General features: G+C 57.2%; 24 protein-coding genes. 14 read left to right on the top strand and 10 right to left on the bottom strand.

All coding sequences use genetic code 11. The features are described 5' to 3' along the window. Positions 1-98: 98 nt before the first annotated feature. From nirD to tsgA, 3 genes are all read right to left on the bottom strand, one after another. The gene (gene nirD, locus AB2B48_RS16020) at positions 99-425 is read right to left on the bottom strand and encodes a nitrite reductase small subunit NirD (RefSeq protein WP_035894394.1); all 327 of its coding nucleotides are present in this window, start codon (positions 423-425) and stop codon (positions 99-101) included. After that, a complete protein-coding gene (gene nirB, locus AB2B48_RS16015; protein WP_185668974.1) occupies positions 422-2965 on the bottom strand; it encodes a nitrite reductase large subunit NirB in 2544 nt (847 codons plus the stop codon). The genes nirD and nirB overlap by 4 nt, the downstream gene beginning before the upstream one ends. Positions 2966-3848: 883 nt before the next feature. Beyond that, complete coding sequence (gene tsgA / locus AB2B48_RS16010; protein ID WP_368299595.1) at positions 3849-5030, bottom strand: MFS transporter TsgA; 1182 nt, start codon at positions 5028-5030, stop codon at positions 3849-3851. Between the two features lie 278 nt (positions 5031-5308). Here tsgA and ppiA point away from each other — a divergent pair, with 278 nt between their 5' ends. The 3 genes from ppiA (at position 5309) to AB2B48_RS15995 (ending at position 7842) form a co-directional block, all read left to right on the top strand. Then, positions 5309-5881 carry a peptidylprolyl isomerase A gene (gene ppiA / locus AB2B48_RS16005; RefSeq protein ID WP_185668972.1) on the top strand — a complete coding sequence of 191 codons (573 nt, stop codon included), beginning with the start codon at positions 5309-5311 and terminating at the stop codon, positions 5879-5881. 95 nt (positions 5882-5976) lie between these two features. Further along, the gene (gene pabA, locus AB2B48_RS16000) at positions 5977-6540 is read left to right on the top strand and encodes an aminodeoxychorismate synthase component 2 (protein ID WP_185668971.1); all 564 of its coding nucleotides are present in this window, start codon (positions 5977-5979) and stop codon (positions 6538-6540) included. Between the two features lie 84 nt (positions 6541-6624). Next, the gene (locus tag AB2B48_RS15995; RefSeq protein WP_368299594.1) at positions 6625-7842 is read left to right on the top strand and encodes a bifunctional acetylornithine/succinyldiaminopimelate transaminase; all 1218 of its coding nucleotides are present in this window, start codon (positions 6625-6627) and stop codon (positions 7840-7842) included. On the opposite strand, the gene AB2B48_RS15990 is transcribed toward AB2B48_RS15995, so the two are convergent. After that, the gene (locus AB2B48_RS15990; RefSeq protein ID WP_333012893.1) at positions 7835-9910 is read right to left on the bottom strand and encodes a YccS/YhfK family putative transporter; all 2076 of its coding nucleotides are present in this window, start codon (positions 9908-9910) and stop codon (positions 7835-7837) included. The two genes, AB2B48_RS15995 and AB2B48_RS15990, sit on opposite strands and share 8 nt — an antisense overlap. 54 nt (positions 9911-9964) lie before the next feature. Further along, a complete protein-coding gene (gene crp, locus AB2B48_RS15985; RefSeq protein WP_000242758.1) occupies positions 9965-10597 on the bottom strand; it encodes a cAMP-activated global transcriptional regulator CRP in 633 nt (210 codons plus the stop codon). A 304-nt stretch (positions 10598-10901) separates the two neighbouring features. On the opposite strand from crp, the gene AB2B48_RS15980 reads away from it, so the two are divergent. Beyond that, complete coding sequence (locus AB2B48_RS15980) at positions 10902-11306, top strand: OsmC family protein (protein WP_035894387.1); 405 nt, start codon at positions 10902-10904, stop codon at positions 11304-11306. Positions 11307-11402: 96 nt separating this feature from the next. Here the strand turns inward: AB2B48_RS15980 and AB2B48_RS15975 are convergent, their stop codons facing one another. The 3 genes from AB2B48_RS15975 to AB2B48_RS15965 all read right to left on the bottom strand — a co-directional run bounded on the left by AB2B48_RS15975 (position 11403) and on the right by AB2B48_RS15965 (position 13569). Further along, on the bottom strand, positions 11403-12266 hold the full coding sequence (locus AB2B48_RS15975) for a phosphoribulokinase (protein ID WP_185668969.1): 864 nt from the start codon (positions 12264-12266) through the stop codon (positions 11403-11405). 65 nt (positions 12267-12331) lie between these two features. After that, the gene (locus AB2B48_RS15970; protein ID WP_185668968.1) at positions 12332-12550 is read right to left on the bottom strand and encodes a YheU family protein; all 219 of its coding nucleotides are present in this window, start codon (positions 12548-12550) and stop codon (positions 12332-12334) included. Beyond that, on the bottom strand, positions 12547-13569 hold the full coding sequence (locus AB2B48_RS15965; protein ID WP_185668967.1) for a hydrolase: 1023 nt from the start codon (positions 13567-13569) through the stop codon (positions 12547-12549). Before AB2B48_RS15965 ends, AB2B48_RS15970 begins: the two co-directional genes overlap by 4 nt. 248 nt (positions 13570-13817) lie before the next feature. On the opposite strand from AB2B48_RS15965, the gene mdcA reads away from it, so the two are divergent. The 8 genes from mdcA to mdcH all read left to right on the top strand — a co-directional run bounded on the left by mdcA (position 13818) and on the right by mdcH (position 20878). Next, positions 13818-15473 (top strand): malonate decarboxylase subunit alpha, encoded by a 1656-nt coding sequence (gene mdcA / locus AB2B48_RS15960; protein ID WP_185668966.1) that lies wholly within the window; start codon positions 13818-13820, stop codon positions 15471-15473. Beyond that, on the top strand, positions 15473-16333 hold the full coding sequence (locus AB2B48_RS15955) for a triphosphoribosyl-dephospho-CoA synthase (protein WP_220440255.1): 861 nt from the start codon (positions 15473-15475) through the stop codon (positions 16331-16333). Before mdcA ends, AB2B48_RS15955 begins: the two co-directional genes overlap by 1 nt. A gap of 17 nt (positions 16334-16350) precedes the next feature. Next, on the top strand, positions 16351-16650 hold the full coding sequence (gene mdcC, locus AB2B48_RS15950; protein ID WP_185668964.1) for a malonate decarboxylase acyl carrier protein: 300 nt from the start codon (positions 16351-16353) through the stop codon (positions 16648-16650). Next, positions 16643-17476: a biotin-independent malonate decarboxylase subunit beta gene (locus tag AB2B48_RS15945; RefSeq protein WP_368299593.1), complete on the top strand. Its 834-nt coding sequence runs from the start codon at positions 16643-16645 to the stop codon at positions 17474-17476. Before mdcC ends, AB2B48_RS15945 begins: the two co-directional genes overlap by 8 nt. Next, complete coding sequence (gene mdcE, locus AB2B48_RS15940; RefSeq protein WP_333012910.1) at positions 17476-18276, top strand: biotin-independent malonate decarboxylase subunit gamma; 801 nt, start codon at positions 17476-17478, stop codon at positions 18274-18276. Before AB2B48_RS15945 ends, mdcE begins: the two co-directional genes overlap by 1 nt. A 125-nt stretch (positions 18277-18401) precedes the next feature. Beyond that, a complete protein-coding gene (locus AB2B48_RS15935; protein WP_185668962.1) occupies positions 18402-19361 on the top strand; it encodes an AEC family transporter in 960 nt (319 codons plus the stop codon). Between the two features lie 3 nt (positions 19362-19364). After that, complete coding sequence (locus tag AB2B48_RS15930; protein ID WP_368299592.1) at positions 19365-19985, top strand: malonate decarboxylase holo-ACP synthase; 621 nt, start codon at positions 19365-19367, stop codon at positions 19983-19985. Continuing rightward, on the top strand, positions 19982-20878 hold the full coding sequence (gene mdcH / locus AB2B48_RS15925) for a malonate decarboxylase subunit epsilon (protein WP_368299591.1): 897 nt from the start codon (positions 19982-19984) through the stop codon (positions 20876-20878). The genes AB2B48_RS15930 and mdcH overlap by 4 nt, the downstream gene beginning before the upstream one ends. Before the next feature lie 108 nt (positions 20879-20986). On the opposite strand, the gene AB2B48_RS15920 is transcribed toward mdcH, so the two are convergent. Then, the gene (locus tag AB2B48_RS15920) at positions 20987-21919 is read right to left on the bottom strand and encodes a LysR family transcriptional regulator (RefSeq protein WP_333498222.1); all 933 of its coding nucleotides are present in this window, start codon (positions 21917-21919) and stop codon (positions 20987-20989) included. A 16-nt stretch (positions 21920-21935) separates the two neighbouring features. Then, complete coding sequence (locus tag AB2B48_RS15915; protein ID WP_333012891.1) at positions 21936-23843, bottom strand: ABC transporter ATP-binding protein; 1908 nt, start codon at positions 23841-23843, stop codon at positions 21936-21938. Between the two features lie 172 nt (positions 23844-24015). On the opposite strand from AB2B48_RS15915, the gene kefG reads away from it, so the two are divergent. After that, entirely contained in the window at positions 24016-24567 is a 552-nt protein-coding gene (gene kefG / locus AB2B48_RS15910) for a glutathione-regulated potassium-efflux system ancillary protein KefG (protein WP_185669007.1), read from the top strand. Further along, on the top strand, positions 24567-26372 hold the full coding sequence (gene kefB / locus AB2B48_RS15905) for a glutathione-regulated potassium-efflux system protein KefB (protein WP_333498253.1): 1806 nt from the start codon (positions 24567-24569) through the stop codon (positions 26370-26372). The genes kefG and kefB overlap by 1 nt, the downstream gene beginning before the upstream one ends. Positions 26373-26380 lie beyond the last annotated feature (8 nt).

Here is a 26380-nt window from a genome sequence, read left to right as displayed (position 1 = left end):
GTAAGGATAACAGCAGTTATCGTATGGAATATACGATTTTTCCCGCTGTTACCCCTTTGAGGTCATAAGTTTTTAATATTACTTATGCCCAAAACGAATCAGGCTTTCAGCTGCACCTGGCCGTCTTTAACGCGAACTTCATAGTGTGGGATGGAGTGACTTTCGTCTTCCATGCACAGGCCGTCACGCAGGCGGAAGCGCTGTTTTTTCAGCGGACTTGCCACCCACAGTTCGCCCTGATGTTCGGCAATCAGGCCGCGAGACAGCACGCTCGACTCAAAGAACGGGTCGATGTTGCTGATGGCGAAGACCTGATTATCGGCATACGGACGGAACACGGCAACCTGCTGGTTACCCAGCAGTGCACAGACGCCTGTTGCTGGCAGAATAGCGTCAATTTTGCAGATATTTACCCACTGGCTCATGCGTTTTCCTCCACCAGAGTTACCGGAATACGTTCATACGGCGTCGCAGGACGGTGCTGAGCACGCTCGGCCACGACCTGAACGTTCGGGTCACGCTGTTCGCTGTTGATAAAGTGTTTGAAGCGTACCTGAGCGGCCGGGTCGTTTACGGTCTCGGTCCATTCACAGGCAAACGCTTCGCGCAGACGAGCGATCTCTTCTTCCAGGTGCTGATTCAGCCCCAGCTTGTCGTCGATGATAACCGAACGCAGGTAGTCGATACCGCCTTCCAGGTTATCCAGCCACGGCGCGGTACGGGTCAGCTTATCGGCGGTGCGGATGTAGAACATCATGAAGCGGTCGAGGTATTTCACCAGTGTTTCGCGGTCGAGGTCAGCGGCCAGCAGGTCTGCATGGCGCGGCTTCATCCCGCCGTTACCACAAACGTAGAGGTTCCAGCCTTTCTCGGTGGCGATAATACCTACGTCCTTGCCCTGAGCTTCCGCACACTCACGGGTACAGCCAGAGACACCAAACTTCATCTTGTGCGGCGTACGAATGCCCTTGTAGCGGTTTTCCAGCTCGACGCCGAAGCCTACGCTATCGCCGACGCCATAACGGCACCAGGTGCTGCCTACGCAGGTTTTCGCCATACGCAGCGCTTTGGCATAGGCATGGCCGGTTTCGAAGCCTGCTTCAATCAGCTGACGCCAGATTTCCGGCAGGTCATCTTTCTGTGCACCGAACAGGCCGATACGCTGGGAACCGGTGATTTTGGTATACAGGTTAAATTCACGTGCGATACGGCCTACGGCAACCAGACCTTCCGGGGTGATTTCACCGCCCGCAGAACGTGGGATAACGGAGTAGGTACCGTCTTTCTGGATGTTCGCCAGGAAGTTGTCGTTAGTGTCCTGCAGCGGCGTATGCTGCGGCTTGAGGATGTATTCGTTCCAGCAGGAGGCCAGCAGAGAACCGACGGTGGGTTTACAGACTTCGCAACCGTAGCCTTTGCCGTATTTTGCCAGCAGCTCGTCGAAGGTTTTAATACCTTCAACGCGGATCAGGTGATACAGCTCCTGACGGGTAAAGGCGAAGTGTTCACACAGGCTGTGGTTCACTTCGATACCCTGTTTCGCCAGCTCGGCGTTCAGCACCTGGGTCACCAGCGGAATACAGCCGCCGCAGCCGGTGCCGGCTTTGGTTTCGGCTTTCAGGGCCGCAACGGTGTGGCAGCCTTTGTTGATGGCGGCGATCAGGTCGCCTTTAGAGACGTCAAAGCAGGAACAAATCTGCGCGCTGTCCGGCAGTTTATCGACCCCGATAGACGGTTTACCGCTGCTGGCGTGTGCTGGCAGGATCAGTGAATCTGGGTTTTCTGGCAGTTCGATGGCGTTCAGCGCCAGCTGCAGCAGGTTGCCGTAGTCGCTGGTATCGCCAACCAGTACCGCCCCGAGCAGGGTTTTGTTGTCTTCGCTCACGATCAGGCGTTTATAGACTTCTTTGCTTTCGTCGAGGTAGACGTAGCTGCGTGCGCCTGGCGTACGGCCGTGGGCATCGCCGATACCACCGACGTCTACACCCAGCAGCTTCAGCTTGGCGCTCATGTCCGCGCCCTGGAAGGCATTTGGCGTACCGAGGATATGGTCAACGGCGACCTGCGCCATTTTGTAACCCGGTGCGACCAGACCGTAGACGCGGTTTTTCCAGCTGGCGCATTCGCCGATAGCGTAGATATCCGGGTCAGAGGTCTGGCAGCTGTCGTTAATCAGGATACCGCCGCGCTGGCCGACTTCCAGGCCGCACTGGGTGGCCAGTTTGTCGCGTGGGCGAATACCGGTAGAAAAGACGATGAAGTCGATTTCCAGCTGGCTGCCGTCGGCAAAGCGCATGGTCTTCCGACCGTTTTCGCCTTCCTGGACAATCTCTTTGGTGTTTTTGCTGGTGTGAACTTTCACACCCATGCTTTCGATTTTACGCTTGAGCTGCTCGCCGCCCATCTGATCGAGCTGTTCAGCCATCAGCATTGGGGCGAATTCAATCACGTGGGTTTCCACGCCGAGGTTTTTCAGCGCGCCGGCTGCTTCGAGGCCGAGCAGGCCGCCGCCGACTACCGCACCGCGTTTGCTACGGCGGGCACAGGCTTCAATGGCGTTCAGATCTTCAATCGTACGGTAAACGAAGCAGTCCTGAGTTTCAGACCCTTTGATTGGCGGGATCCACGGATAGGAGCCGGTCGCCATAATCAGCTTGTCATAAAAGACGGTACGGCCTGCGCTGGAGTGAATCACCTTCTCTTTACGGTTGATGGTGATAGCGCGTTCGCCGACCAGTACCTTCACGCCGTGCTTCTCATAGAAGCCTTCGCGCACCAGCGACAGCTCTTCTGCCGTGTGGTGGGAGAAGTAGGAGGAGAGGTGCACGCGGTCGTAGGCGATGCGCGGCTCTTCACAGAAGACGGTGATATCGAACTGGCTTGCGTCGGACTTATCGAGAAGATCCTCGATAAAGCGGTGGCCGACCATGCCGTTACCGATAATTGCGAGTCTGACTTTGCTCATTTTTGCCTCGATTTCTATTCTAATACTGCCTACCTTAACGATTCAGCTATTGGGATTATTGATACAAATCAATTTAGCCTTTACCTACCCCTTAATGAGTAGAGTTATGATTTTTAAGTGGTTTTGTAAGTTGCGGAAAATACTCAACTTTATTTGCTGTTTGTTTTTTGAGCGAAAAGAGTGAAAAAACGGCGGGGGAGAGGGGGAGGTTGGATAAGTAATATTTGTTAGTAAAGCGAAGGGTTCCGTTCACTTTTCGTTGGGTGGAATATGAAGCTCCTTCACCGGTGAACGGGCTAAGGGATGCGGCCGCGCACCCCTTAGCAATCCCCGCGGCCCCGCAGGGAAATCGGTGCTTCGCACTGCGCTCACCTACGAACTCCAGCCTACGGCACGGCGAAACTCGACGTCCCTGTCTCGATTCGCCTCAGTCCGCCATCCATGGCGTCCTGACCTTGTCTTCCATTCTCCGTCTCGCCGATTTCCAGCGGGGACACTGCCGTTTCAGTCACACTGGTTTTTGCTGTTAACTAAAAGACCGCACGATTTTGGGTGGCGTCTAAATCGCCGAAGCGTTCCCTGTAGGCCGGGTCAGCCCACATGGATGTGGGCTGAGGGTGCAGTTTACAGGGATGTAAACTTGCGCCCGGCCCGAAGCCGAAAGGGATAAGCTGAGGGAACCACGCAGTGGCGATTTTGCCGCCAGAGCCCGGGGGGGCAGGGGGCGGCGGCGATTGGCCGCCCCTTGCGCGCTCCCTGCGCCCGCGCAGTTTATATGGCTGGTGTAAAAAGGGAGCGCAACAAAGCACAACGCCCCAAAAGAGTCACTTCATGGCGGGGAACAAAATATGCCCCTTTTCACGACGAAAAGGGGTGAGGCCGATTAATGAGAGGCGCTCGCCGCATGCTGGCGATGGCGGCTCACAAAGCCCAGAACCAGACACATCACGAACACCACGGCGTACAGACCGTTTGCCGTCGTCAGCGCCGCCAGCGGGCCGCTATGGGCAACGATAGGGCCGGTGACAACGAAGGTCAGCATGGTACCGATGGTGCCGCAGGTCAGGACAAAGTTAACCAGCTTTGGTGAGGCGATTTTAGTCTGCAGCGAACCCAGCGTAATGATGGAGGTATAGATAGCGCTGGAGAAGAAGCCGAGAGTCAGAATAAACCAGACCAGGTGCTGCGGCTCACCGTGGTTGAACAGGTACATCATCACGGTGGCAATACCGGCCAGAACGGTCAGGATACGCTGCAGGTCGAAGAAGCGCAGAATGAAGCTGAAGGCCCACATACCGAACATATAGGACATCCAGAAATCACTCACCAACTGGCCCGCGTCGTTCAGGCTCATGCCCAGACCTTTAGCGTATTCCGGTACCCAGGAGATGAAGCCCAGCTGGCCCAGGATGTAGCACAGTGCAGCGATGGACAGGAACAGCACGCCGATGCCCCATTTCTCTTTCACCACCGGCTGGTCGTTGGTTTGCGCTTTTTTACCCAGAACCGGGAATTCACAGCCCAGGGTCAGCACGAAGATGGCAACATAGATGAGGCCGATGCAGGCGTAAACCCAGTACCACTCGATGGTGCGCGCCAGCAGCCAGGCGGCGAGCATCGGGAAGATCATCCCGGCCATGCTGAAGAAGGAGTCGGTAAACAGCAGACGTGCACCACGCTGACGCCCTTCATACATATGGGTGATCAGGAAGGTACCAATCGACATGGTGATCCCGCTGACCAGGCCAAGCACGAACATCGCCGCAGAGAAGAGTGCCAGGCTATGGCTGGTCATCAGCCCGATAACCGCCAGCACCATCAAAATAAAGCCGAAGCGCAGCTGAGTTTTCAGCGGCACAATTTCCATCAGCCAGGCATTGAGGAAGATAGAGATCAGGATCCCTGCGTTCAGGAAGGTAAAGGTGTTACTCATGCTGGAAACGGGCAGATTAAAGTAATCGGCGATATTTCCCATCACCATCCCGGTGACAATTACCAACGCGCCGGTAAGGGCGTAGGAGAAAAAGCTGATCCATGTGAGCTTGGTACGGTTGCTGTTAGTCATGACTGGCCTGTGAATAGTTGTGTAAAGCGCGTTGACTCTGCGCTGAGCGAGCAGATTTTAGTCATTGACGTGATGCATTCATAGTTTTATTACGCAAAACTTTCTTTATTACATTTTTCAATGTGATCATGATCACATAATGAATTGAGTGTTTTCTTAGCCTGATTATTATTAACCGTTTCAGTCGCGTAAACTTAAGTAAAGCACTGGCCTGAGGGGCTATCCCTCTTTAGAATCAAGCCACTTGCTTTCTCTACTGCACCGTTAAAGGAATTCTCATGCTCAAATCCACACTGGCGGCCATGGCGGCTGTGTTTGCACTCTCTGCGGTTGCGCCTGCGGCGTTAGCGGCGAAAAACGATCCGCACGTGCTGCTGACCACTTCTGCTGGCAACATCGAGTTGCAGCTGGATAGCCAGAAGGCGCCGGTCTCCGTTGAAAACTTCCTGAAATACGTTAATAGCGGCTTTTATAACAACACCACGTTCCACCGCGTGATCCCGGGCTTTATGGTTCAGGGCGGCGGTTTTAACGAACAGATGCAGCAGAAGCAGCCGAATCCTCCGATTAAAAACGAAGCCGATAACGGCCTGCGTAACACCCGTGGCACCATCGCGATGGCGCGTACCGCAGACAAAGACAGCGCAACCAGCCAGTTCTTTATCAACGTCGCGGATAACGCCTTCCTGGATCATGGCCAGCGTGACTTTGGCTACGCGGTATTTGGTAAGGTCGTGAAAGGGATGGACGTGGCAGACAAAATTGCCCAGGTGCCGACTCACAACGTTGGGCCATACCAGAATGTGCCGTCCAAGCCGATTGTCATCCTCTCTGCGAAAGTCCTGCCGTAATTGCACGGGGCGGCATCTGGCATGAGGCTGCCGCCCAGTCGCTAAAGTGGTAAGCACCCGGTAGAATGGCGGCTGATTGAAAGACCGGAGCCGCCATGATTCTGCTGATTGATAACTACGATTCCTTTACCTGGAACCTCTACCAGTACTTCTGTGAGCTAGGGGCCAGCGTGACGGTCAAACGTAATGACGACATCACTCTCGATGACATCGATACGCTTGCGCCGGACAAAATTGTTATCTCCCCTGGTCCCTGCACGCCGGATGACGCCGGTATCTCTCTCGATGTTATTCGCCGCTACGCTGGTAAAACGCCGCTGCTTGGCGTCTGCTTAGGCCATCAGGCTATTGCTCAGGCATTCGGTGCGCGAATTGTTCGTGCCGAAAAAGTGATGCACGGCAAAACCTCCCCGATTACCCATCAGCAGCAGGGCGTCTTCCGTGGCCTGAATAATCCGCTCACCGTAACGCGCTACCACTCGTTGCTGATCGATCCGGCGACGCTGCCCGACTGCTTTGAGGTGACGGCCCGCAGTGAAACGGGGGAGATTATGGGTATCCGCCATCGTGAATGGGATCTGGAAGGGGTGCAGTTCCACCCGGAAAGTATTCTCAGTGAGCAAGGCCACGCGCTACTGGCAAACTTCCTCACGCGATAGTAGTTGCCATGACGTGATTTTTTATGCATATTTTGTGGATAAATTCTCACAATCATTGCTTCATCGTTTGCAGAAGGGCATGACATGGAAACCAAAAAACCTGCTATTACCCGCGCGACCTTCGATCAGGTCATTTTGCCAATCTATGCACCGGCTGAATTTATTCCGGTGAAAGGTAAAGGGAGCCGCGTGTGGGATCAGCAAGGCAAAGAGTACGTTGATTTCGCGGGCGGTATCGCGGTGACCGCGCTGGGCCACTGTCATCCGGCACTGGTTGAAGCGCTAAAAACCCAGGGCGAAACGCTGTGGCACACCAGTAACGTTTTCACCAACGAGCCGGCGCTGCGTCTGGGCCAGAAGCTGGTAGACGCGACCTTTGCCGAGCGCGTGGTGTTTATGAACTCCGGGACGGAAGCGAACGAAACCGCCTTTAAGCTGGCGCGCTACTACGCATCCACTCGTCATAGCCCGTACAAAACGAAAATCATCGCTTTCCATAATGCCTTCCATGGCCGTTCGCTGTTTACCGTCTCCGTTGGTGGGCAGCCGAAGTATTCCGATGGCTTTGGCCCGAAACCTGCCGATATCGTCCACGTGCCGTTTAACGATCTGCATGCAGTAGAAGCGGTGATCGATGACCATACCTGCGCCATCGTGGTTGAGCCGATTCAGGGCGAAGGCGGCGTGCTGGCGGCGACCCCTGAGTTCTTACAGGGCCTGCGCGCCCTGTGCGATAAGCATCAGGCGCTGCTAGTGTTTGATGAAGTACAAAGCGGCATGGGGCGTACCGGTTCACTGTTTGCCTATATGCACTATGGCGTAACACCAGATATCCTCACCAGCGCCAAAGCGCTGGGCGGCGGCTTCCCGGTGAGCGCGATGCTGACCACCAACGACATTGCCAGCGCATTCCACGTCGGCTCACACGGCTCCACCTACGGCGGTAACCCGCTGGCCTGTGCGGTAGCGGGTGCGGCATTCGATATTATCAACACCCCAGAAGTGCTGAACGGCGTAAATGCCAAACGCGAGCGCTTTGTGCAGCATCTGCAGCAGATCAACGCGAAGTACGATGTCTTTAGCGATGTGCGCGGTATGGGGTTGCTGATTGGCGCGGCGCTGAACGAGAAATACAAAGGCCGGGCGCGTGATTTCCTCTACGCGGCGGCGGACGTTGGCGTGATGGTACTGAACGCAGGGCCGGATGTGATGCGCTTTGCGCCATCGCTGGTGGTGGAAGAGGCGGATATCGACGAAGGGATGCAGCGCTTCGCTCAGGCGGTCGCTAAAATCGTTAGCTAGCCCGTCGTTTTAACCAGCCGCCATGACGGGGGCGCTGTCGCCAGGCCACCGACGAGATGGTGTGCATGGTGCTCAGATGCCCCAGAATACGCTGAAGATGCTGTTCCATGGTGCTTAACGGCCCGTGGGACAGCGCGTCCGGCGACTCCATAATATTCACTTCACCGCTACTTCCCGCCTCATCGTACTCCAGACGCTGCTGACAGCGCTGAAGGGCAACCTCACAGGATTCCAGATACTGCTGCGCCAGATCCGGCGTCAGCATATTGTGCTCGCGCGCCAGCGTGGTCATGGCATTAATGTGCTCGACGATAAACTGACTATGGGTGACCCACAGCTTCATATCTGCCAGATAACGCGAGTTGAAGCCCGGCTCCTGCATGGCCTGATTCAGCGTGTTGAAGAGCGTGTTGTGTGCCTGGTTGACGCGCATCCGCTGGTAGGCAAGCTTCGGTGCCTGCGGGTCGGGGCTTAAGATGAGACGAATGGCCTCCTGGTCTGCCTCCAGCGCCGCCTGAGCGTTTTGCCGCAGCTGGCCGCTTTGCCACTGTGGCCAGAGCCAGATCATGCCGCCAAAGGCAATCAGGCAGCCGATGATGGTGTCGATAAAGCGGGCGACGATGAACTGCTCGCCGTTCAGCGTCAGAATCTGCAGGGTATACACGGCAGTGATAGTAAAGCCAACGGTGGCCCAGCCGTAGTGGCGACGGATGATCAGGTAACTCCCCAGCGTGACGATAAGCATGCCTGTCAGCGCCAGCCCTTCCGGCGCATGGAAGTGCAGGACGACGGCGGCAATCACCAGCCCCGCCAGCGTGCCCGCCGCGCGGTGGAATATACGTACGCGGGTTGCGCCGTAGCCGTTCTGCGTGACCAGCAGCACCGTCATCAGGATCCAGTAAGGCTTCGGTAGGTGCAGCGCTGCGCCCATCAGGCTGGCGATGCTCAGCATCACGCTGAGCCGGGCGGCGTTGCGCAGGGCCGGGGATTTCAGCGACAGGTAGTTTTTAAGCGCCGGGAATAGCGGCAGGCGGCGCTGTTTATCGGCCATCAGGTCACGCGGGTAGAGCGGTCGCTGGGAGCGCAGCACGCGGGCGATACGGCTGAAGTGCCAGGCGCAGAACTGGCCGACCGGGTTATCCGGATGCTGGTCGGCAATTTTTTCCAGCGCGCCGATCTGCTTATCCATATTGAAGCGAGTCGGGTAGCGGTGATAGAGAATATCGTCTGCCAGTACCCTCAGGCGTGCCGCGACGGTCTGGGCGTTCCAGCGGATCACCGCTTCGGCGTGGCTGCGTTCAACCAGCTTTTGTACCTCTTCCGGTTGGTGCAGGCTGACGGAGATATGCTCCTGTAAATCGAGCCCCACCTGGAAGGCGCGCAGCAGGCGCTTGTAGTCGTTGTGCTGGTTAGCCGCAAGCATGTGCAACTGCTGATAGCATTGGGAAATCAGATCCACCACTTTCTGCTGGCGAGTCAGCAGCGGCGGCAGCGCGGTGCTCGGGTCGGTGTGCTGGGTCAGCAGGCTATATTTAGCCTCGCAGTATTCGGCAAGCTGGCGATAGAGCAGGCTCAGCGATTCCCGCAGCGGCTGTTCGCGCCACATCCAGAACCACCACCAGTTAAACAGCCCGTACCAGAGCGTGCCCAGCGCGTAGAGCAGCAATGGCTCCCAGATGGGCATATTACCCGCCAGGCTTAGGGTAAAGATGGAAGCAATCAGCGAGGCAGGCAGCAGCCGCCCGTGCAGCGCGCTGATTTCCGCCGTGACGCCCAGCAGCAGCGCCAGCCCGGTGAGAATCAACGGTAGGGAAATGTCGTGTTCCAGCAGCAGCTGTACGGCAAGGCTACAGCCAGCAAACAGGCAGCCGCCAATAATCAGGCGCTTAAAAAAGCGTTTATGCGGCGTGTCGAGGCCAGCGATATTGCAGCAGGCGGGCACTAAGGAGAACAGCAGACCTTGCTGGAGGTGGCCGAGAAGCAGCCCGATGGCAACCGGCAGGCATAACACCAGCGTTTGCCGCAGTGCATAGTTGACTTCCGGGTGGTAAATCAGCCTGCGCCACATAGGGGGAAAACAAAAATGGCGTATTGCTTTCACAATACGCCATTTTGGGCCGGATTAGCGGGTACCGTAAACGACAATGGTTTTGCCGTGCGCGGAGATCAGGTTCTGATCTTCCAGCATTTTCAGAATACGGCCCACGGTTTCACGGGAGCAGCCAACGATCTGACCGATTTCCTGACGGGTGATTTTAATCTGCATACCGTCTGGGTGGGTCATCGCATCAGGCTGTTTTGCCAGGTTCAGCAGGGTCTGTGCGATACGACCGGTAACGTCCAGGAAGGCCAGGTTACCGACTTTTTCGGAAGTGACCTGCAGACGACGCGCCATCTGAGAAGAGAGACGCATCAGAATGTCCGGGTTAACCTGGATCAGCTGACGGAATTTTTTATAAGAGATTTCAGCAACTTCACAAGCGGTTTTTGCTCGTACCCATGCGCTGCGTTCCTGGCCTTCTTCGAACAGACCCAGCTCGCCGATAAAATCGCCCTGGTTGAGGTAAGAGAGGATCATCTCTTTGCCTTCTTCGTCCTTGATGAGTACAGCCACGGAGCCTTTTACGATGTAATACAGCGTCTCTGCTTTTTCACCCTGGTGAATCAGCGTGCTCTTCGATGGGTACTTATGAATATGGCAATGAGACAAGAACCATTCGAGAGTAGGGTCTGTTTGCGGTTTGCCAAGCACCATGCGCGGTTATCCTCTGTTATAAGCTCTTCCCAGCGGCAAAAACATTGCAGCCACTGGTTGCAATAGTATCCTTCCCGTTACCTGGGAAGTCGGCTGTCGAATAGGGTCGCAGCCTGTAATGTGATGTCCTCTGCATACATGCAGTACGTTTATGTATTACCGTAGCATCCTGACTGTTTTAGCATAGCTTTTGCCGTGTGTCTCCTGGTGTCTCGCTTCAGCATGACGTCGATCGCCTTCCATTGCGAGAATTGTTATGTGCGCGTAATCTGAGAAGAAAATTGCAACCTGGGAGTTAAATATTATGCAAGCGCGTGTGAAATGGGTTGAGGGGTTAACCTTCCTCGGTGAGTCAGCTTCAGGCCACCAAATTTTGATGGACGGTAACTCTGGCGATAAAGCGCCAAGCCCGATGGAAGTGGTGCTGATGGCCGCCGGCGGTTGCAGCGCGATTGACGTGGTCTCCATCCTGCAAAAAGGTCGCAATGACGTGACCGACTGCGAAGTGAAGCTCACCTCCGAGCGTCGTGAAGAAGCCCCGCGTCTGTTTACGCACATCAACCTGCACTTTATCGTCACCGGTAAAGCGTTGAAGGATGCGGCGGTATCGCGTGCGGTCGATCTCTCTGCTGAGAAATACTGCTCGGTTGCGCTGATGCTCGAAAAAGCGGTGAACATCACTCACTCTTACGAAGTGATTGAAGGCTGATTACATGCCAGACGTAGCCCGGCCGAACGTAGTAACGCCGGGGCCATTCCCGGCGTCGGTGCTCGCGCGCCTCGTCCGGGCTACCTGGTCTTGATGCTAGTTCCGACCTTCCATCAGACGCTGCACCAGCGGCGTCATGATTAATTCCATCGCCAGCCCCATCTTCCCACCGGGAACGACCAGCGTATTCATATGCGAGATAAATGAACCCTGCAACATGGCCAGTAGCCACGGGTAGTCGATGTGGTCGAGATTACGGAAGTGAATCACCACGAAACTCTCGTCCAGCGACGGAATGCTTTTGGCCGCAAATGGGTTAGAGGTGTCGACCGTCGGCACGCGCTGGAAGTTGATATGAGTGCGGGAGAACTGCGGGGTAATGAAGTTGATGTAGTCTTCCATCGACCGCACCACCGAATCCATCACTGCCTCACGAGAGTGACCGCGCTCGCTGGTGTCGCGGATCATCTTCTGAATCCACTCCAGGTTAACAATCGGTACCACGCCGACCAACAGATCAACATGGCGAGCCACATCGTGCTGCGGGGTAACGACGCCACCGTGCAGTCCTTCATAGAACAGCACATCGGTCGGTTCCGGCAGCGGCTGCCACGGCGTAAACGTACCGGGCACCTGGTTCCACGGCACCGCCTCGTCGTAGGTATGCAGGTATTTACGCGATTTCCCTTGCCCGTTCAGGCCGTAGTCGCGAAAGGTCTGTTCCAGCAGGCCAAAGTCGTTGGCATCCGGGCCGAAGTAGCTGATATGGCGGCCAAGGTCACGGGCCTTGCGGATAGCCATATCCATTTCCGGACGGGTATAGCGGTGAAAGCTGTCGCCTTCGACTTCCGCCGCGCGCAGGTTGAGCTGAGCAAAGATTTTACGAAACGCGAGGCTGGTGGTGGTGGTTCCTGCTCCGCTGGAGCCGGTAACGGCAATGACCGGATGTTTGGCAGACATGCGAATAACTCCCTGAACAGACGACAACGGAAGCGGGTAAAACGCTCCCTATCGTTAGAGTATAGTTAACCGCGAAATTGGTTACGGGGCATGATGTTGACGGTCTCGTGAAGCTCAGACCAGACCAGCACCGCTTCGCCTGTTTGTAGCTGGTGTTTGACGTCGGCGACCTTTTGCGCAAGTGAACGTTCATATTCACCATAATCAGTGCCTTCGCGCAAGACAAAGCTTTCAATCAGATTATCCAGCGTCTCCGGGTCGATATCCTGCCAGGGAATCATCATGCTTTTGCTCCTAGCCACGGCATCAGCCAGTCGGGGATGCGTTTTTCCAGCCACATTTCCGGGTGACGCAGGGTACCGCCGATAAACCCGACATGGCCGCCGTACTCAGTAAGCTGGTAGACGACGTTATCCGGCAACTCTTCCTGGGCAGGAATAGAGTGATGGTCCATAAACGGATCGTCTTTTGAGTGGATGATCAGCGTCGGCTTGGTGATTTTGCTTAAGATCGGCATCGCACTACATTGACGGTAGTAATCGATCGCGTCGGCGAAGCCGTGGATCTTCGAGGTGATCGAATCGTCGAACTCGCGGATGCGGCGCATGCTTTTCAGCTGACGCAGATCCACCGGCAGCGAGCCGGGATAGGCTTTAAGCTTACGGGCGGCGTTGCCTTTCAGCAGGTTCAGTAGGTAGCGCTGATAGACTCGCGAGAAGCCTTTATCCATATGGTAGCTGCAGGCTTCCAGCATAAATGGCGCGGAGACAATCACTGCCGCATCTATCGGCACGTCATCACCTTCTTTGGCCAGCAGGCAGGCCAGCATATTGCCGCCAAGCGAGTACCCGACCGCCGCCGTTGGTGCTTTACCATATTCACGCTGCAGCCAGTTCAGGAACCAGGTACCGTCTTCCGTTTCACCTGAGTGATAAATCCGGTTCAGGCGGTTCGGCTCACCGCTGCAGCCGCGAAAATGCATCACCACGCCCAGCCAGCCCTGTTCTTTCGCCGCGTTAATCAGGCCATGCGCGTACGGGCTGTGTAGGCTGCCCTCCAGACCATGAAACACCACCAGACGAGGCTTATGCAGCGCACCCGCCGGGTCTTCACTCCACGCTAAATCGACGAAGTCGCCGTCCGGCAACTCAAGGCGTTGCCAGTGCGGGGTGAATTGCAGTTTTCGACGAAGCAGCCGCGGCAGCATGGTCTGAAGATGACGGTTGCTGATACCGCGCATGGGGACGAAGTCCGCGCTGCTGGAGGTGTCGATACTGAGATCGTGGTGGGTTGTTTCAGTCATAACTCGGCGATGTTTACCTGGAATCTGCGCCTACTATACCGTCACTTTGCCATCGTGTTTATGAAAATGAGGCATCGGTAGTCGTTTTTATCCCGCCAGGATCTGATCTTAATCACAAATTGTTACTTCAATTATTACTCTCAGGCTAATGATTCTTTCCTACGCTTAATTGATGACTTTCTCGCCAGGGTGCACAATCTTTTCAGTGTTAAGCAATCAAAATGATTAGCTGAATCAGGAGGTTAATAATGTTATCTGGGCAAACACCAGCACGCGTCTGGAACACACGTCGCACCGAAAAACAGCGACGTCTGGCTTCCGTACCGGTGCAGGGCAAGGTTCTGCCGACCGCAGACCTGACCGCAATGCTGGAAAAACTGATCGCGCCGGGTGACCGCGTGGTATTAGAAGGGAATAACCAAAAGCAGGCAGACTTTTTGTCCCGCATGCTGGCCGAGGTTAACCCACAGATTGTGCACGACCTGCACATGATCATGCCGAGCGTCGGCCGCAGCGAGCATCTGGATATCTTCGAAAAAGGGATCGCCCGCAAGCTGGACTTCTCCTTCTCCGGTACCCAAAGCCTGCGTATTTCGCAGCTGCTGGAAGATGGCCTGCTGGAAATCGGTGCCATCCATACCTACATCGAACTCTATTCCCGTCTGTACGTTGACCTGTCGCCGAACGTCGCGCTGATTGCCGGTTTTAAAGCCGACCGCAAAGGTAACCTCTATACCGGGGCGAGCACCGAAGATACCCCTGCGTTAGTTGAAGCCGCCGCGTTCCACGATGGCATCGTCATCGCACAGGTGAACGAGCTGGTGGACGACGAATGTGACCTGCCGCGCGTTGATATCCCGGGATCCTGGGTTGACTTCGTCGTCGTAGCCGACAAGCCGTTCTTTATCGAACCGCTGTTTACCCGCGACCCGCGCCTGATCAAACAGGAACACATCCTGATGGCGATGATGGCGATTAAAGGCATCTACGCAGAACATCAGGTTCAGTCGCTGAACCACGGTATCGGCTTTAACACCGCCGCTATCGAACTGCTGCTGCCAACCTACGGCGAACAGCTCGGCCTGAAAGGCAAAATCTGTAAACACTGGACGCTGAACCCGCATCCAACGCTGATTCCAGCGATTGAGAGCGGCTGGGTAGAAAGCGTGCACTGCTTCGGCGGCGAGCTGGGGATGGAAGAGTACATCCGCGCCCGTCCAGACATCTTCTTCACCGGTTCCGACGGCTCGATGCGTTCTAACCGCGCCTTCTGCCAGCTGGCAGGTCAGTACGCGGTGGATATGTTTATCGGCTCCACCCTGCAGGTTGATGGCTACGCCAACTCCTCCACCGTGACCCGCGGTCGTCTTTCCGGCTTCGGTGGCGCGCCAAACATGGGTCATGACCCGCACGGCCGTCGTCATGCGACGCCAGCCTGGCTGAACATGATCACTGAACCAGACCCAATGCAGCGCGGTAAAAAACTGGTGGTGCAGATGGTCGAAACCTTCCAGGCGGGCGTGAAGCCAACCTTCGTCGAAAAACTCGATGCTGTAGAAGTGGCCAAATCCTCTGGGATGCCGCTGGCTCCGGTGATGATCTACGGCGACGACGTGACCCACGTGCTGACGGAAGAAGGTATCGCCTACCTCTATCGTGCCAAAGACCTTGAAGAGCGCCGTGCAATGGTCGCTGCGGTCGCGGGTATCACCGATATCGGCCTGGGCGTTGACGCTAAGCGCGTTGCCGAACTGCGTCAGAGCGGCAAGGTGGTTTATCCGGAAGATATGGGTATTCGTCGTACCGACGCGACCCGTTCGCTGCTGGCGGCCGGTAGCGTCGCTGATCTGGTGGAATGGTCCGGCGGTCTTTACAACCCACCTGCGAAATTCCGGAGCTGGTAATGAAACTTCTGCCCCAGATTCAGGTTGAAGGCGGTGCCGAATGGCTGGCGCGAACCGCCACGCAGTGTCTGATTGACGAAGCACGATTAAGCCCGAAACCCGGTCTGGTGGACAGTCGGGGGAACGGCGCACACCACGATTTATCGTTGGCGTTGATGGAGCGCTCCGCGCACAGCCTGACCTCCACGTTTCAGGCGCTGGCGCAACAAAGCTGGCAGCGTCCAGTGGATATCGCGCTCAGACAAACCATAGGGCGACTCGGCCGTGAAGGCGAGCAGCAGATGATGGCCGCGACCAACGGCGTGAATACCCACCGCGGCGCGATTTGGGCGCTGGGGTTGCTGGTGAGCGCCGTGGCGATGCACGGCGGTACCGGTGGCGCGCAGCAGATAGCCACCACCGCTGCGGAACTGGCGAAACTGCCGGATAACGCTGCGCCGAAGGTCTTCAGCAAAGGGCTTCGCGCGACGCATCGTTATCGCGTACCGGGCGCTCGCGAAGAAGCTCAGCAGGCGTTTCCGCACGTGATGCAGCGTGCGCTGCCGCAGCTGCGTTTAAGCCGCCTGCACGGTAGTAGCGAGACGCACGCGAGGCTGGATGCGCTGATGGCCATCATGACCTCGCTGACCGATACCTGCGTGCTGTCTCGCGCAGGGCTGGAAGGGCTTGATGCCATGCAGGACGGCGCCCGTGCGGTGCTGAATGCGGGCGGTAGCGCGCATCCGGCAGGTCAGGCGGCATTGGCGGAACTGGATAGCCAGATGCTGGCGCTGAACGCTTCACCGGGCGGCGCTGCCGACCTACTTGCCGCCACGCTGTTTCTCGATCGCGTCGAAATCACGTCGAATCGCCTTATTTAAAGCATTAAGAGGATGTTATGGAACACATTACGTTAACCGTACCGGCCAGCCGCACCTTAAGCGGCAAAGCGCTGGCAGGCGTTGTGGGCTCCGGGGATATGGAGGTGTTATTCACCGCCGACCAGAGCCAGACGTTAACCATTGATATCACCACTTCTGTCGATAACAGCACCAGCCGCTGGGAAGCGCTGTTCAACCGTCTGCAAACGGTCAGCAGCCTGCCGGCAGGCAAACTGACTATTCACGACTTCGGCGCGACGCCGGGCGTGGCGCGCATCCGTATCGAACAGGTTTTTGAAGAGGTGAGCTATGCGTGATGATCGCAGTTTTATCGAATTAAAAGCGCGCCAGCGTGCGCATGCGCTGCTGGATGAAGGCAGCTACCGTGAACTGCTCGACCCATTTGAAGGCGTGATGTCGCCGTGGCTGGGGGCGCAGGGCATTGTTCCGCAGGCCGATGACGGCATGGTGGTAGCCAAAGGCACTATCAACGGCAAACCGGCCGTTGTGGTGGCGATTGAAGGCGCATTCCAGGGCGGCAGCATGGGCGAAGTGTCTGGTGCCAAAATGGCGGCCGCACTGGAGTTGGCGGCGGAAGATAACCGTAACGGCATTCCTACCCAGGCGGTACTGAGTCTGGAAACCGGCGGGGTTCGTCTGCAGGAAGCCAACCTCGGTCTGGCGGCGATTGCCGACATTCATGCGGCGATTGTTGACCTGCGTCGTTATACCCCGGTCGTTGGTATTGTGGCCGGTACCGTAGGCTGCTTCGGTGGGATGTCCATCGCGGCGGCGCTGTGCAGCTATCTGATTGTGACCCGCGAAGCGCGTCTTGGCCTGAACGGCCCGCAGGTAATCGAACAGGAAGCCGGGATTGAAGAGTATGACTCCCGCGACCGTCCGTTTATCTGGAGCATGACCGGTGGTGAAGTTCGCTACCAAAGCGGACTGGTAGAAGCGCTGGTTAATGACGGCGTGAACGCGGTGAAAACTGCCATGAACGAGGCGCTGGCGAAAGGCGTTCCGGCAAAACATCGCACGGATAACTACGACTGGTATCTCGATCGCCTGAGCCATTTCGACACCCGTAAACAGGCCGATTCAGAACAGATTAAAGCGCTCTTCGCCCGGGAGGTGAAATGATGAGTAACGTAATTAGCCGTGGCGAACTATGGCTGGAAACGCTGGTTCCAGGTGCCAAACGTATTGCAGGGCTGTGCCCATCCGTACAGGCCGCTGATGGTGAGTTGAACGGTGAAGCCGTGCGTTTTATCGCCGTCGTTCCGGATGCCCACAACCACTACCCGCGCGCTACCAAAGGCGAAGTGGGTCTGCTGGAAGGCTGGACGCTGGCAAAAGTGGTGAGCGAAACCGTCGCCGCCGATGCCAACAGCGCCGTTAAGCGCCCGATTGTGGCGGTGATTGACGTCGCCAGCCAGGCCTATGGTCGTCGTGAAGAAGGCTTTGGTATTCACCAGGCGCTGGCCGGTGCCGCAGCGGCGTATGCCAATGCGCGTCTGGCAGGTCACCCGGTGATTGGCCTTATCGTCGGTAAAGCGATGTCCGGTGCGTTTCTGGCACACGGTTATCAGGCAAACCGTCTGATCGCTTTTAACGACAAAGGCGTACTGATCCACGCGATGGGCAAAGAATCCGCGGCACGCATTACCCTGCGTACCGTTGAGGCGCTGGAAAAACTGGCGGCAACCATTCCGCCGATGGCATATGACATCAGTAACTACGCCACCCTGGGCCTGCTGGAAAACCTGCTGGATATCAGCAATCCGGATGCCCCATCTGCACAAGACCTGACGCTGGTGAAAGACACTCTGCAACAGGCCATCAACGACGCTCGTCAGGACCCGACGCTGAAAAGCCGCCTGGGTGCCGACAATCGCCGCAGCTCTGCCCTCGTACGCGAACGCATGCGAGCAAGCTGGTAAGTAAAAAAAGAGACCTGCCGGATGTACGGCTCCGCGGGTGCAGTGACTGCACCCGCGCGGGTTGATGCATCTGAAAAATAATAATCATCGCGCCAGTGCTAACTTTTTTTCATTACAGGTGAAATATGACTTACGTAATTGTTCATGCTCTTGCTCCGATTTTCGTCATCATGCTGCTGGGATTCTGGGCCGGTAAGGCCAAAATGGTCGATAACAAAAATGTCTCCCTGCTCAATATCTTTGTTATGGACTTTGCCTTGCCAGCCGCGCTGTTCAGCGCCACGGTACAAACACCGTGGGCGGGTATCGTCGCCCAGTCGCCGCTGATTCTGGTGCTGACCCTGGCGATGTGGATTACCTATGCCGCCATCTACTTTATGGCGACCAACGTCTTCAAAAAGTCCCCACAGGATGCCGCCGTACTGACCCTGACCGTGGCGCTGCCAAACTACGCCGCGCTGGGTCTGCCGATTCTGGGTAGCGTGCTGGGTGAAGCGTCTTCGACTTCGCTGTCCGTTGCCGTTTCCATTGCCTGTGGTTCCGTGTTGATGACGCCGTTCTGCCTGCTGATCCTCGAACGTGAAAAAGCGCGTGCTGAAGGCGGTAATTCCGGTTCTACGCTCTCCATGCTGCCGGTGCTGATGTGGCGCTCGATTAAAAAACCAATCGTGATGGGCCCACTGCTGGGGGTTATCCTCTCCGCAATTGGCATCAAAATGCCGGAACTGGTGCTGGCGGCGATCAAACCGCTGGGTCTGTCTGCTACCGCAGCGGCGCTGTTCCTGACCGGTGTGATCCTCTCTGCGCGTAAACTGCAGATCAACACCGTGGTGATTACCTCAACCATCGCCAAACTGCTGATTCAACCGGCTATTGCCTGGGGTATCGTGCTGATTTTTGGCCTGCATGGTTCCGTGGCGATCACCGCTATTCTGATGATTGCGCTGTCCGCTGGTTTCTTCGGTGTGGTATTCGGTAACCGATTTGGCGTGCAGTCGCCGGATGCAGAAGCCGTGCTGCTGTTGAGCTCCGTACTGTGTATCCTGTCGCTGCCGCTGTTTATCTCGCTGACTTCAGGAATTTAAATCATGAGCACCACATTACGTCCACACGACCTTATCTGGCTGAACGCGCGCGACGCGCTTGAAGATGTCACGGAATCCTGGGTGGATACCGTCTGGCATAGCGGCCTGCCGGTGGTGGTGCGACGTGATGTTGATGCGCAGGGGCGCATTCCCGTGGGCGTCCGCGGGATGAAGCGCGACCAGCGTGCCGCCGGTTGGGTGAAAGCAGGGGCGGTCGTCCGCGTCTGTACGCCGGAATCGCTGGTGGACCCGCTGTCGCTCCTGCGTTCGCCCTTTATCTCTCAGCCACCGCTTCAGGTGGCTTTGTTATTGGCGCAGCAGGCATGGCCGTGGACGTGGGGCATTACCGGCAGTACCGGCTATGCGCTGGCAACCGGGATCCCGGTGATCCACGCGGCAAGCGATCTGGATCTACTGATCCGCGCGCCGCAGTCGCTCTCCCGAGAAGCGCTGGAGAAGTGGCAGCAGCAGCTGACGGGCGGGCTATGCCGGGCGGATACCCAGGTGGATACCCCGCGCGGTGGATTTGCCCTCAATGAATGGCTGCGGGATGGAAAAGCGCTGTTAAAAACCTCACAGGGGCCGCAACTGGTTCGCGATCCGTGGGGCAGGGAGGAGTCATGAAAATTCTGTTTACCTTCCCGGGGCAGGGGACGCAGCACGAAGGGATGCTGCAAAACCTTCCGGGGACGGCGCTGGCTCAGGCACGTGACGTGCTGGGCGCTGAGGTTGATACGCTGGATAGCTCTGAAGCGCTGAAACATACCCGAGCGGTTCAGCTGTCTCTGCTGATTGCTGGCGTTGCGTGGGCGCGTGAGCTGGAGCGTCGTGGCGTGGCACCGGATATCGTCAGCGGGCTCTCCATTGGCGCCTACCCGGCGGCGGTGGTTGCCGGTGCGCTTGATTTTGCCGACGCGTTGACGCTGGTGGCACTGCGCGGCGACTTAATGGAGCAGGCCTATCCGCACGGCTACGGTCTGACGGCAATTATGGGGCTGACGCTCGCTCAGGTGGAAAGCCTGGTGGCAGGCAGCGGCACCTATATCGCTAACCTGAATGCCGAAACACAGATTGTGATTGCCGGCCCTGATGACGCGATGGCCGACGTGGCAAAGCGCGCGATGGCTAAAGGGGCCAGTAAAGCGCCTCGTCTGGCCGTGAGCGTGCCGTCGCACTGTGAGCTGCTCGCCAGGCCTGCGCAAAAGCTGGTTGAGGCGTTCAGTCATCTGACGCTTTCCCGCCCGCGCTACGCCTATCTGAGCGGCAGTACCGGTCGTGTGCTGTGGCAGCCGGAGCGGATTGCTGACGATCTGGCGATGAATATGGCGCGCACGGTGCGCTGGCAGGAAGCGGTTATCTCCGCTAACGAGCGCGAAGCGCGGCTGGCGATTGAAATGCCGCCCGGCGGCATCCTGACCTGCTTAACGCGGCAGGCGGCGTGGGAAGGGGAGTCTATTTCTCTGGAGCGCAGCGGCGTGGATGTTGCCGTGCACCTGGCGAAACGCCTACGGTCGTAGTCAGCATTTACCGTAGTAGCCCGGCCGAGCGAAGCGACGCCGGGACTTCCCCGGAGTCGACGTTTCACGTCTCGTCCGGGCTGCATTGTGATACGCAGATCCGGCAAATCAGGCGTTCTGGTTCAGCGTTCTGGCGTACATGCGCCCTTCGGCGGCCAGCGCCAGCAGGCTTGGGTCGCGCTCGCGGTTACGGGCAAAGACAATCGCGATAAGCTGCTGCATCTGATAGGGCTCAGCGAGCTTTTGCAGCTTCACGGTATTCTCATACATCTTCTTCATTCGCCCCGGCATCAAACAGAACCCAACCCCAGCCTGTACCAGACTGAGCATTGAGAATATGTCGTTTACGCGGGTCACGATTTCCGGCTCAAACCCGGCGATGTGAAACGCTTCCTGGAAACCGGCATAGGTCGCAAACCCTTCCGCTAGCGAGACAAACTTCTCGTTACGATAGTGTCGCAGATCCGCTTTCATGGTGGCGTCCAGCGTGGCGGACATGGGTGCAGCGAGGTAGATATCGTCGTGGAACAGAGGGAGGACTTCGAGGCTATTGCGGTCGATTTCGCTTTCGGAGATGGAGATGAGGATGGCGTCCAGTACGCCATCTTCCAGCATCTTCAACAGCGCTTCGTTGGAGCCCATCGTGAGATCGAGCTCCAGGTCCGGGCGGCGCAGCTTCATGCCCATAATCAGGTGCGGCACCGTCTCCAGCGTCAGCGAGTAAAGCGTGCCAACACGTAAACGCCCCTGGCCAACCCCTGCTGTTTTGCGCGTCTCTTCCAGACCTCGCTCCATCAACTGGGTGACTTCCTGGCAGTACTCCAGCAGCGTCCACGCCGCAGGCTGGGCGATAAGATTACGCCCTTTGTGCACGAACAGCGGACAACGAACGTTCTCTTCCAGCGTGTGCAGCGCCCGGTGCACGCTAACGCCGCTGATGTTCAGCGCCTCGGCGGTGCGGGCGATGTTACCCTTCTCCATAAAGGTCATGAAGATGGTCAGCTTGCGGAAGGTAATATCGTCGGTGATTGACAGGTTCATCGTCCGCCTCAGGCAATCAGTCGTTTTGCATCATCTGCTCAAGCTGCTCCTGCGCCTCGAGCCATGCCATTTCACACGCTTCCAGCCCGGACTTGGCGCTGGCCTGCAGCTGTAAGCATTCGGTCATTTCGGCTTTACGGCCTGGTTCATACAGACCGCTGTCGCCGAGCTTCTCTTCTGCCTTTGCCAACTGCGCGTTGAGCTTCTCCATCTCTTTTTCCAGACGGGTAATCTCTTTGCGCAGCGGTTGGGTTAGGGTGCGCAGTTCCGCTTCGCGGCGCTTCTGGTCTTTACGCGACTGAGCGCTGTTGGCGTTGTTCTCTTTCGGCGTGTCGTCGGCCTGGTTTTCCAGCTTCTGCACGTCGCTCAGCCACTGCTGATAATCTTCCAGGTCGCCGTCGAACGGTTCGACCTTCTTATCATGCACCAGATAGAGATCGTCGGTAGTGGAACGAATCAGGTGACGGTCGTGCGAGACCACAACCAGCGCGCCTTCGAAGTCGATTAATGCTTCGGTCAGCGCCTGACGCATATCGAGGTCAAGGTGGTTAGTCGGTTCATCGAGCAGCAGCAGGTTCGGGCGCTGCCAGACGATCAGCGCCAGCACCAGACGGGCTTTCTCGCCGCCGGAGAAACGGGCGGTTTGCTCGGTGACCTTGTCGCCCTGGAAGCCGAAGCCGCCGAGGTAGTCACGCAGCTTCTGTTCCAGCTCCTGTGGTGCCATGCGGGCCAGATGCTGCAGCGGGGATTCGTCCGCGCGCAGGAACTCCAGCTGATGCTGGGCGAAGTAACCTAACTTAATACCTTTGGCGAGGCCAATCTCGCCGTGTAGCGGTTCGAGCTCGCCTGCCAGCAGCTTAATCAGCGTTGATTTACCCGCGCCGTTGCGGCCCAACAGGCCGATACGCGAGCCCGGTACCAGGTTCAGTTTGATAGATTCCAGAATGGTGCGGTCACCGTAGCCGGCGCTCACCTTTTCCATCTTCAGCAGTGGGTTCGGCAGGCTTTCCGGTGCGCGGAAGCTGAAGTGGAACGGGTTATCGACGTGGGCCGGGGCAATCAGCTCCATACGCTCGAGCATTTTGATACGGCTCTGCGCCTGCTTAGCCTTGGTGGCCTTGGCGCGGAAACGGTCGATATAGCTTTGCAGATGCGCCACGCGCTCCTGCTGGCTTTCGTACATCGCCTGCTGCTGAGCCAGGCGGGTGGCGCGCTGTACCTCAAACGAGCTGTAGTTGCCGGTGTACTCGAACATGGTTTCCTGTTCGATATGAATAATCTTGTCGATGACCGGATCGAGGAAGTCGCGGTCGTGAGAAATCAGGATCAGCGTGCCCTGATAGCTTTTGAGCCATCTTTCCAGCCAGATAACCGCATCGAGGTCCAGGTGGTTGGTCGGTTCATCGAGCAGCAGGAGGTCGGAGCGACAAATCAGCGCCTGCGCCAGGTTGAGGCGCATACGCCAGCCGCCCGAGAAGTCGCTGACCGGACGGTCGAGCTGTTCGTTGCTGAAGCCGAGGCCGTGCAGCAGGCTGGAGGCGCGAGAGCGGATGGTCCACGCATCAATCGCGTCCAGTTTGCCGTGAACGGTGGCAATGGCGTGGCCATCATCGCGTTCGTTGGCGTCGTTCAGCTGGGCTTCGAGCTGGCGGTATTCGCGGTCACCGTCAATGACATAGTCTAGAGCAGGCTGCGGCAGCGCAGGCGTTTCCTGGTTTACCCACGCCAACTGCCAGCTGCTCGGATAGGTAAAGTTGCCGCCGTCGGCGCTTATCTCGTTTTTCAGCAGCGCCAGCAGTGTGGATTTGCCGCAGCCGTTTTTCCCCACCAGGCCGACTTTCTGCCCTGGGTTGATGGTGGCCGATGCGTTATCCAGCAGGACGCGCACGCCGCGACGAATTTGTAACGAGGAGAAAACAATCATAAGGCGCCGTATGTTCTGAATATGTTAAATTGTCATTGTGGTAATGTAATGTGGTAAGCGAATCGCTAGACCGGGCCGCAATGGTAGCCCAAAACGATGACTATACACAAAATCATTCCGGTTGCGTTCAGCTACCAGAAAGAGGATGTGATTGACGCCCGGGAGGGGAATGATGTCACAGACGGCGAAAGTACTGCTTGTCTATGCCCATCCGGAATCACAGGACTCGGTCGCTAACCGGGTTTTGCTTAAACCGGCTTCGCAGTTAAGCAACGTAACCGTGCACGATCTCTACGCGCACTACCCTGATTTTTTTATCGATATTCCTCGCGAGCAGGCGCTGCTGCGCGAACATGATGTCATCGTGTTTCAACATCCTCTTTATACCTACAGCTGCCCGTCGCTCTTAAAAGAGTGGCTGGACCGTGTGCTGAGCCGTGGTTTCGCCAGCGGCATCGGGGGAAATCAGCTGGAAGGAAAGTACTGGCGTAGCGTGATTACCACCGGGGAGCCGGAAAGCGCCTACCGCCATGACGGGCTCAATCGCTACCCGATGAGCGATATTCTGCGTCCGTTCGAACTGACGGCCGCCATGTGCCATATGCACTGGCTGAGCCCAATCATCATCTACTGGGCGCGACGTCAGCCGCCTGATGAGCTGGCAAACCATGCGAAAGCCTATGCCGACTGGCTAGCTGCGCCGATAACGGCAGGGGGACGATGATGGAAGGTTCTGATTTATTACTGGCTGGAGTGCTGTTTCTCTTTGCGGCGGTGGCCGCGGTGCCACTGGCAGCGCGGCTGGGTATCGGTGCGGTATTAGGTTATCTGTTGGCGGGTATCGCCATCGGCCCGTGGGGGCTCGGCTTTATCAGCGATGTGGATGAAATTCTTCACTTCTCTGAGCTGGGCGTGGTGTTCCTGATGTTTATCATCGGACTGGAACTGAACCCGGCCAAGCTATGGCAGCTGCGACGCCCCATCTTTGGCATCGGTGCGGCGCAGGTGATTTTCAGCGCGGCGATCCTCGGCGGGCTGTTGATGCTCACCCACTTCTCCTGGCAGGCCGCGGTGATTGGCGGGATTGGCCTTGCGATGTCGTCGACCGCGATGGCGCTGCAGCTGATGCGTGAGAAGGGGATGAACCGCAGCGAATCCGGGCAGCTTGGCTTCTCGGTGCTGTTGTTCCAGGACCTGGCGGTCATCCCCGCGCTGGCGCTGGTGCCGCTGCTGGCTGGTGCCGGTGACGAACATTTTGACTGGCAGACCGTCGGCTTAAAGGTGCTGGCCTTCGGCGGCATGCTGATTGGCGGGCGCTACCTGTTACGCCCGGTATTTCGTTTTATTGCCAGCTCCGGGGTGCGCGAAGTCTTTACCGCCGCCACGCTGCTGCTGGTGCTGGGGTCGGCACTGTTCATGGATGCGCTGGGCCTCTCGATGGCGCTGGGCACCTTTATCGCTGGCGTCCTGCTGGCGGAAAGTGAGTACCGCCACGAGCTGGAAATTGCCATCGAACCGTTTAAAGGTCTGCTGCTGGGGCTGTTCTTTATCTCAGTGGGGATGTCGCTCAACCTCGGCGTGCTCTACACCCATCTGCTGGTGGTGATTGGCTGCGTGGCATTGCTGGTGGCGGTGAAAACGCTGGTGCTGTATCTGCTGGCGCATCTGCACGGCATGCGCAGTTCGGAGCGGATGCAGTTTGCCGGTGTGCTGAGCCAGGGCGGTGAGTTCGCCTTTGTGCTCTTCTCGGCAGCCTCGTCGTTTAAAGTCTTTAAGGGCGACCAGATGTCGCTGCTGCTGGTGGTGGTGACGCTGTCGATGATGACCACGCCGCTGTTGATGAAGCTCGTCGACCTCACGCTGTCGCGCCGTTTTAACGGGCCGGAAGAAGAAGACGAAGCGCCGTGGGTGGATGACGATAAGCCACAGGTGATTGTGGTGGGATTTGGTCGCTTCGGGCAGGTGATTGGTCGCCTGCTGATGGCCAACAAATTGCGGATCACCGTCCTGGAGCGCGACATCAGTGCGGTTAACCTGATGCGCAAATACGGCTATAAGGTTTACTACGGTGATGCAACCCAGGTTGAATTGCTGCGTTCGGCAGGCGCTGAGCAGGCGCAGTCGATCGTTATCACCTGCAACGAGCCGGAAGATACCATGAAGCTGGTGGAGATCTGCCAGCAGCACTTCCCGCATCTGAAGATTATGGCCCGTGCGCGAGGACGTGTGGAGGCGCACGAACTGCTGCAGGCGGGCGTGGTACAGTTTTCCCGTGAGACCTTTTCCAGTGCGCTGGAACTGGGGCGCAAGGCGCTTATCTCCACCGGTATGCACCCGCATCAGGCGCAGCGCGCACAGTTGCACTTCAAGCGGCTGGATATGCGCATGCTGCGTGAGCTGATGCCGGTACACAGCGATACCCAACAAATTTCTCGCGTGCGGGAAGCGAGACGAGAGCTGGAGGAGATCTTCCAGCGCGAAATGCAACAAGAGCGGCGGCAGCTGGACGGCTGGGACGAATTTGAATAGAAGGTGAG

The sequence above is a fragment of the Kluyvera sichuanensis genome (assembly GCF_040930405.1).
Lineage (GTDB): Bacteria > Pseudomonadota > Gammaproteobacteria > Enterobacterales > Enterobacteriaceae > Kluyvera > Kluyvera sichuanensis.
This window is presented reverse-complemented; position numbering and strand designations above follow the sequence as displayed.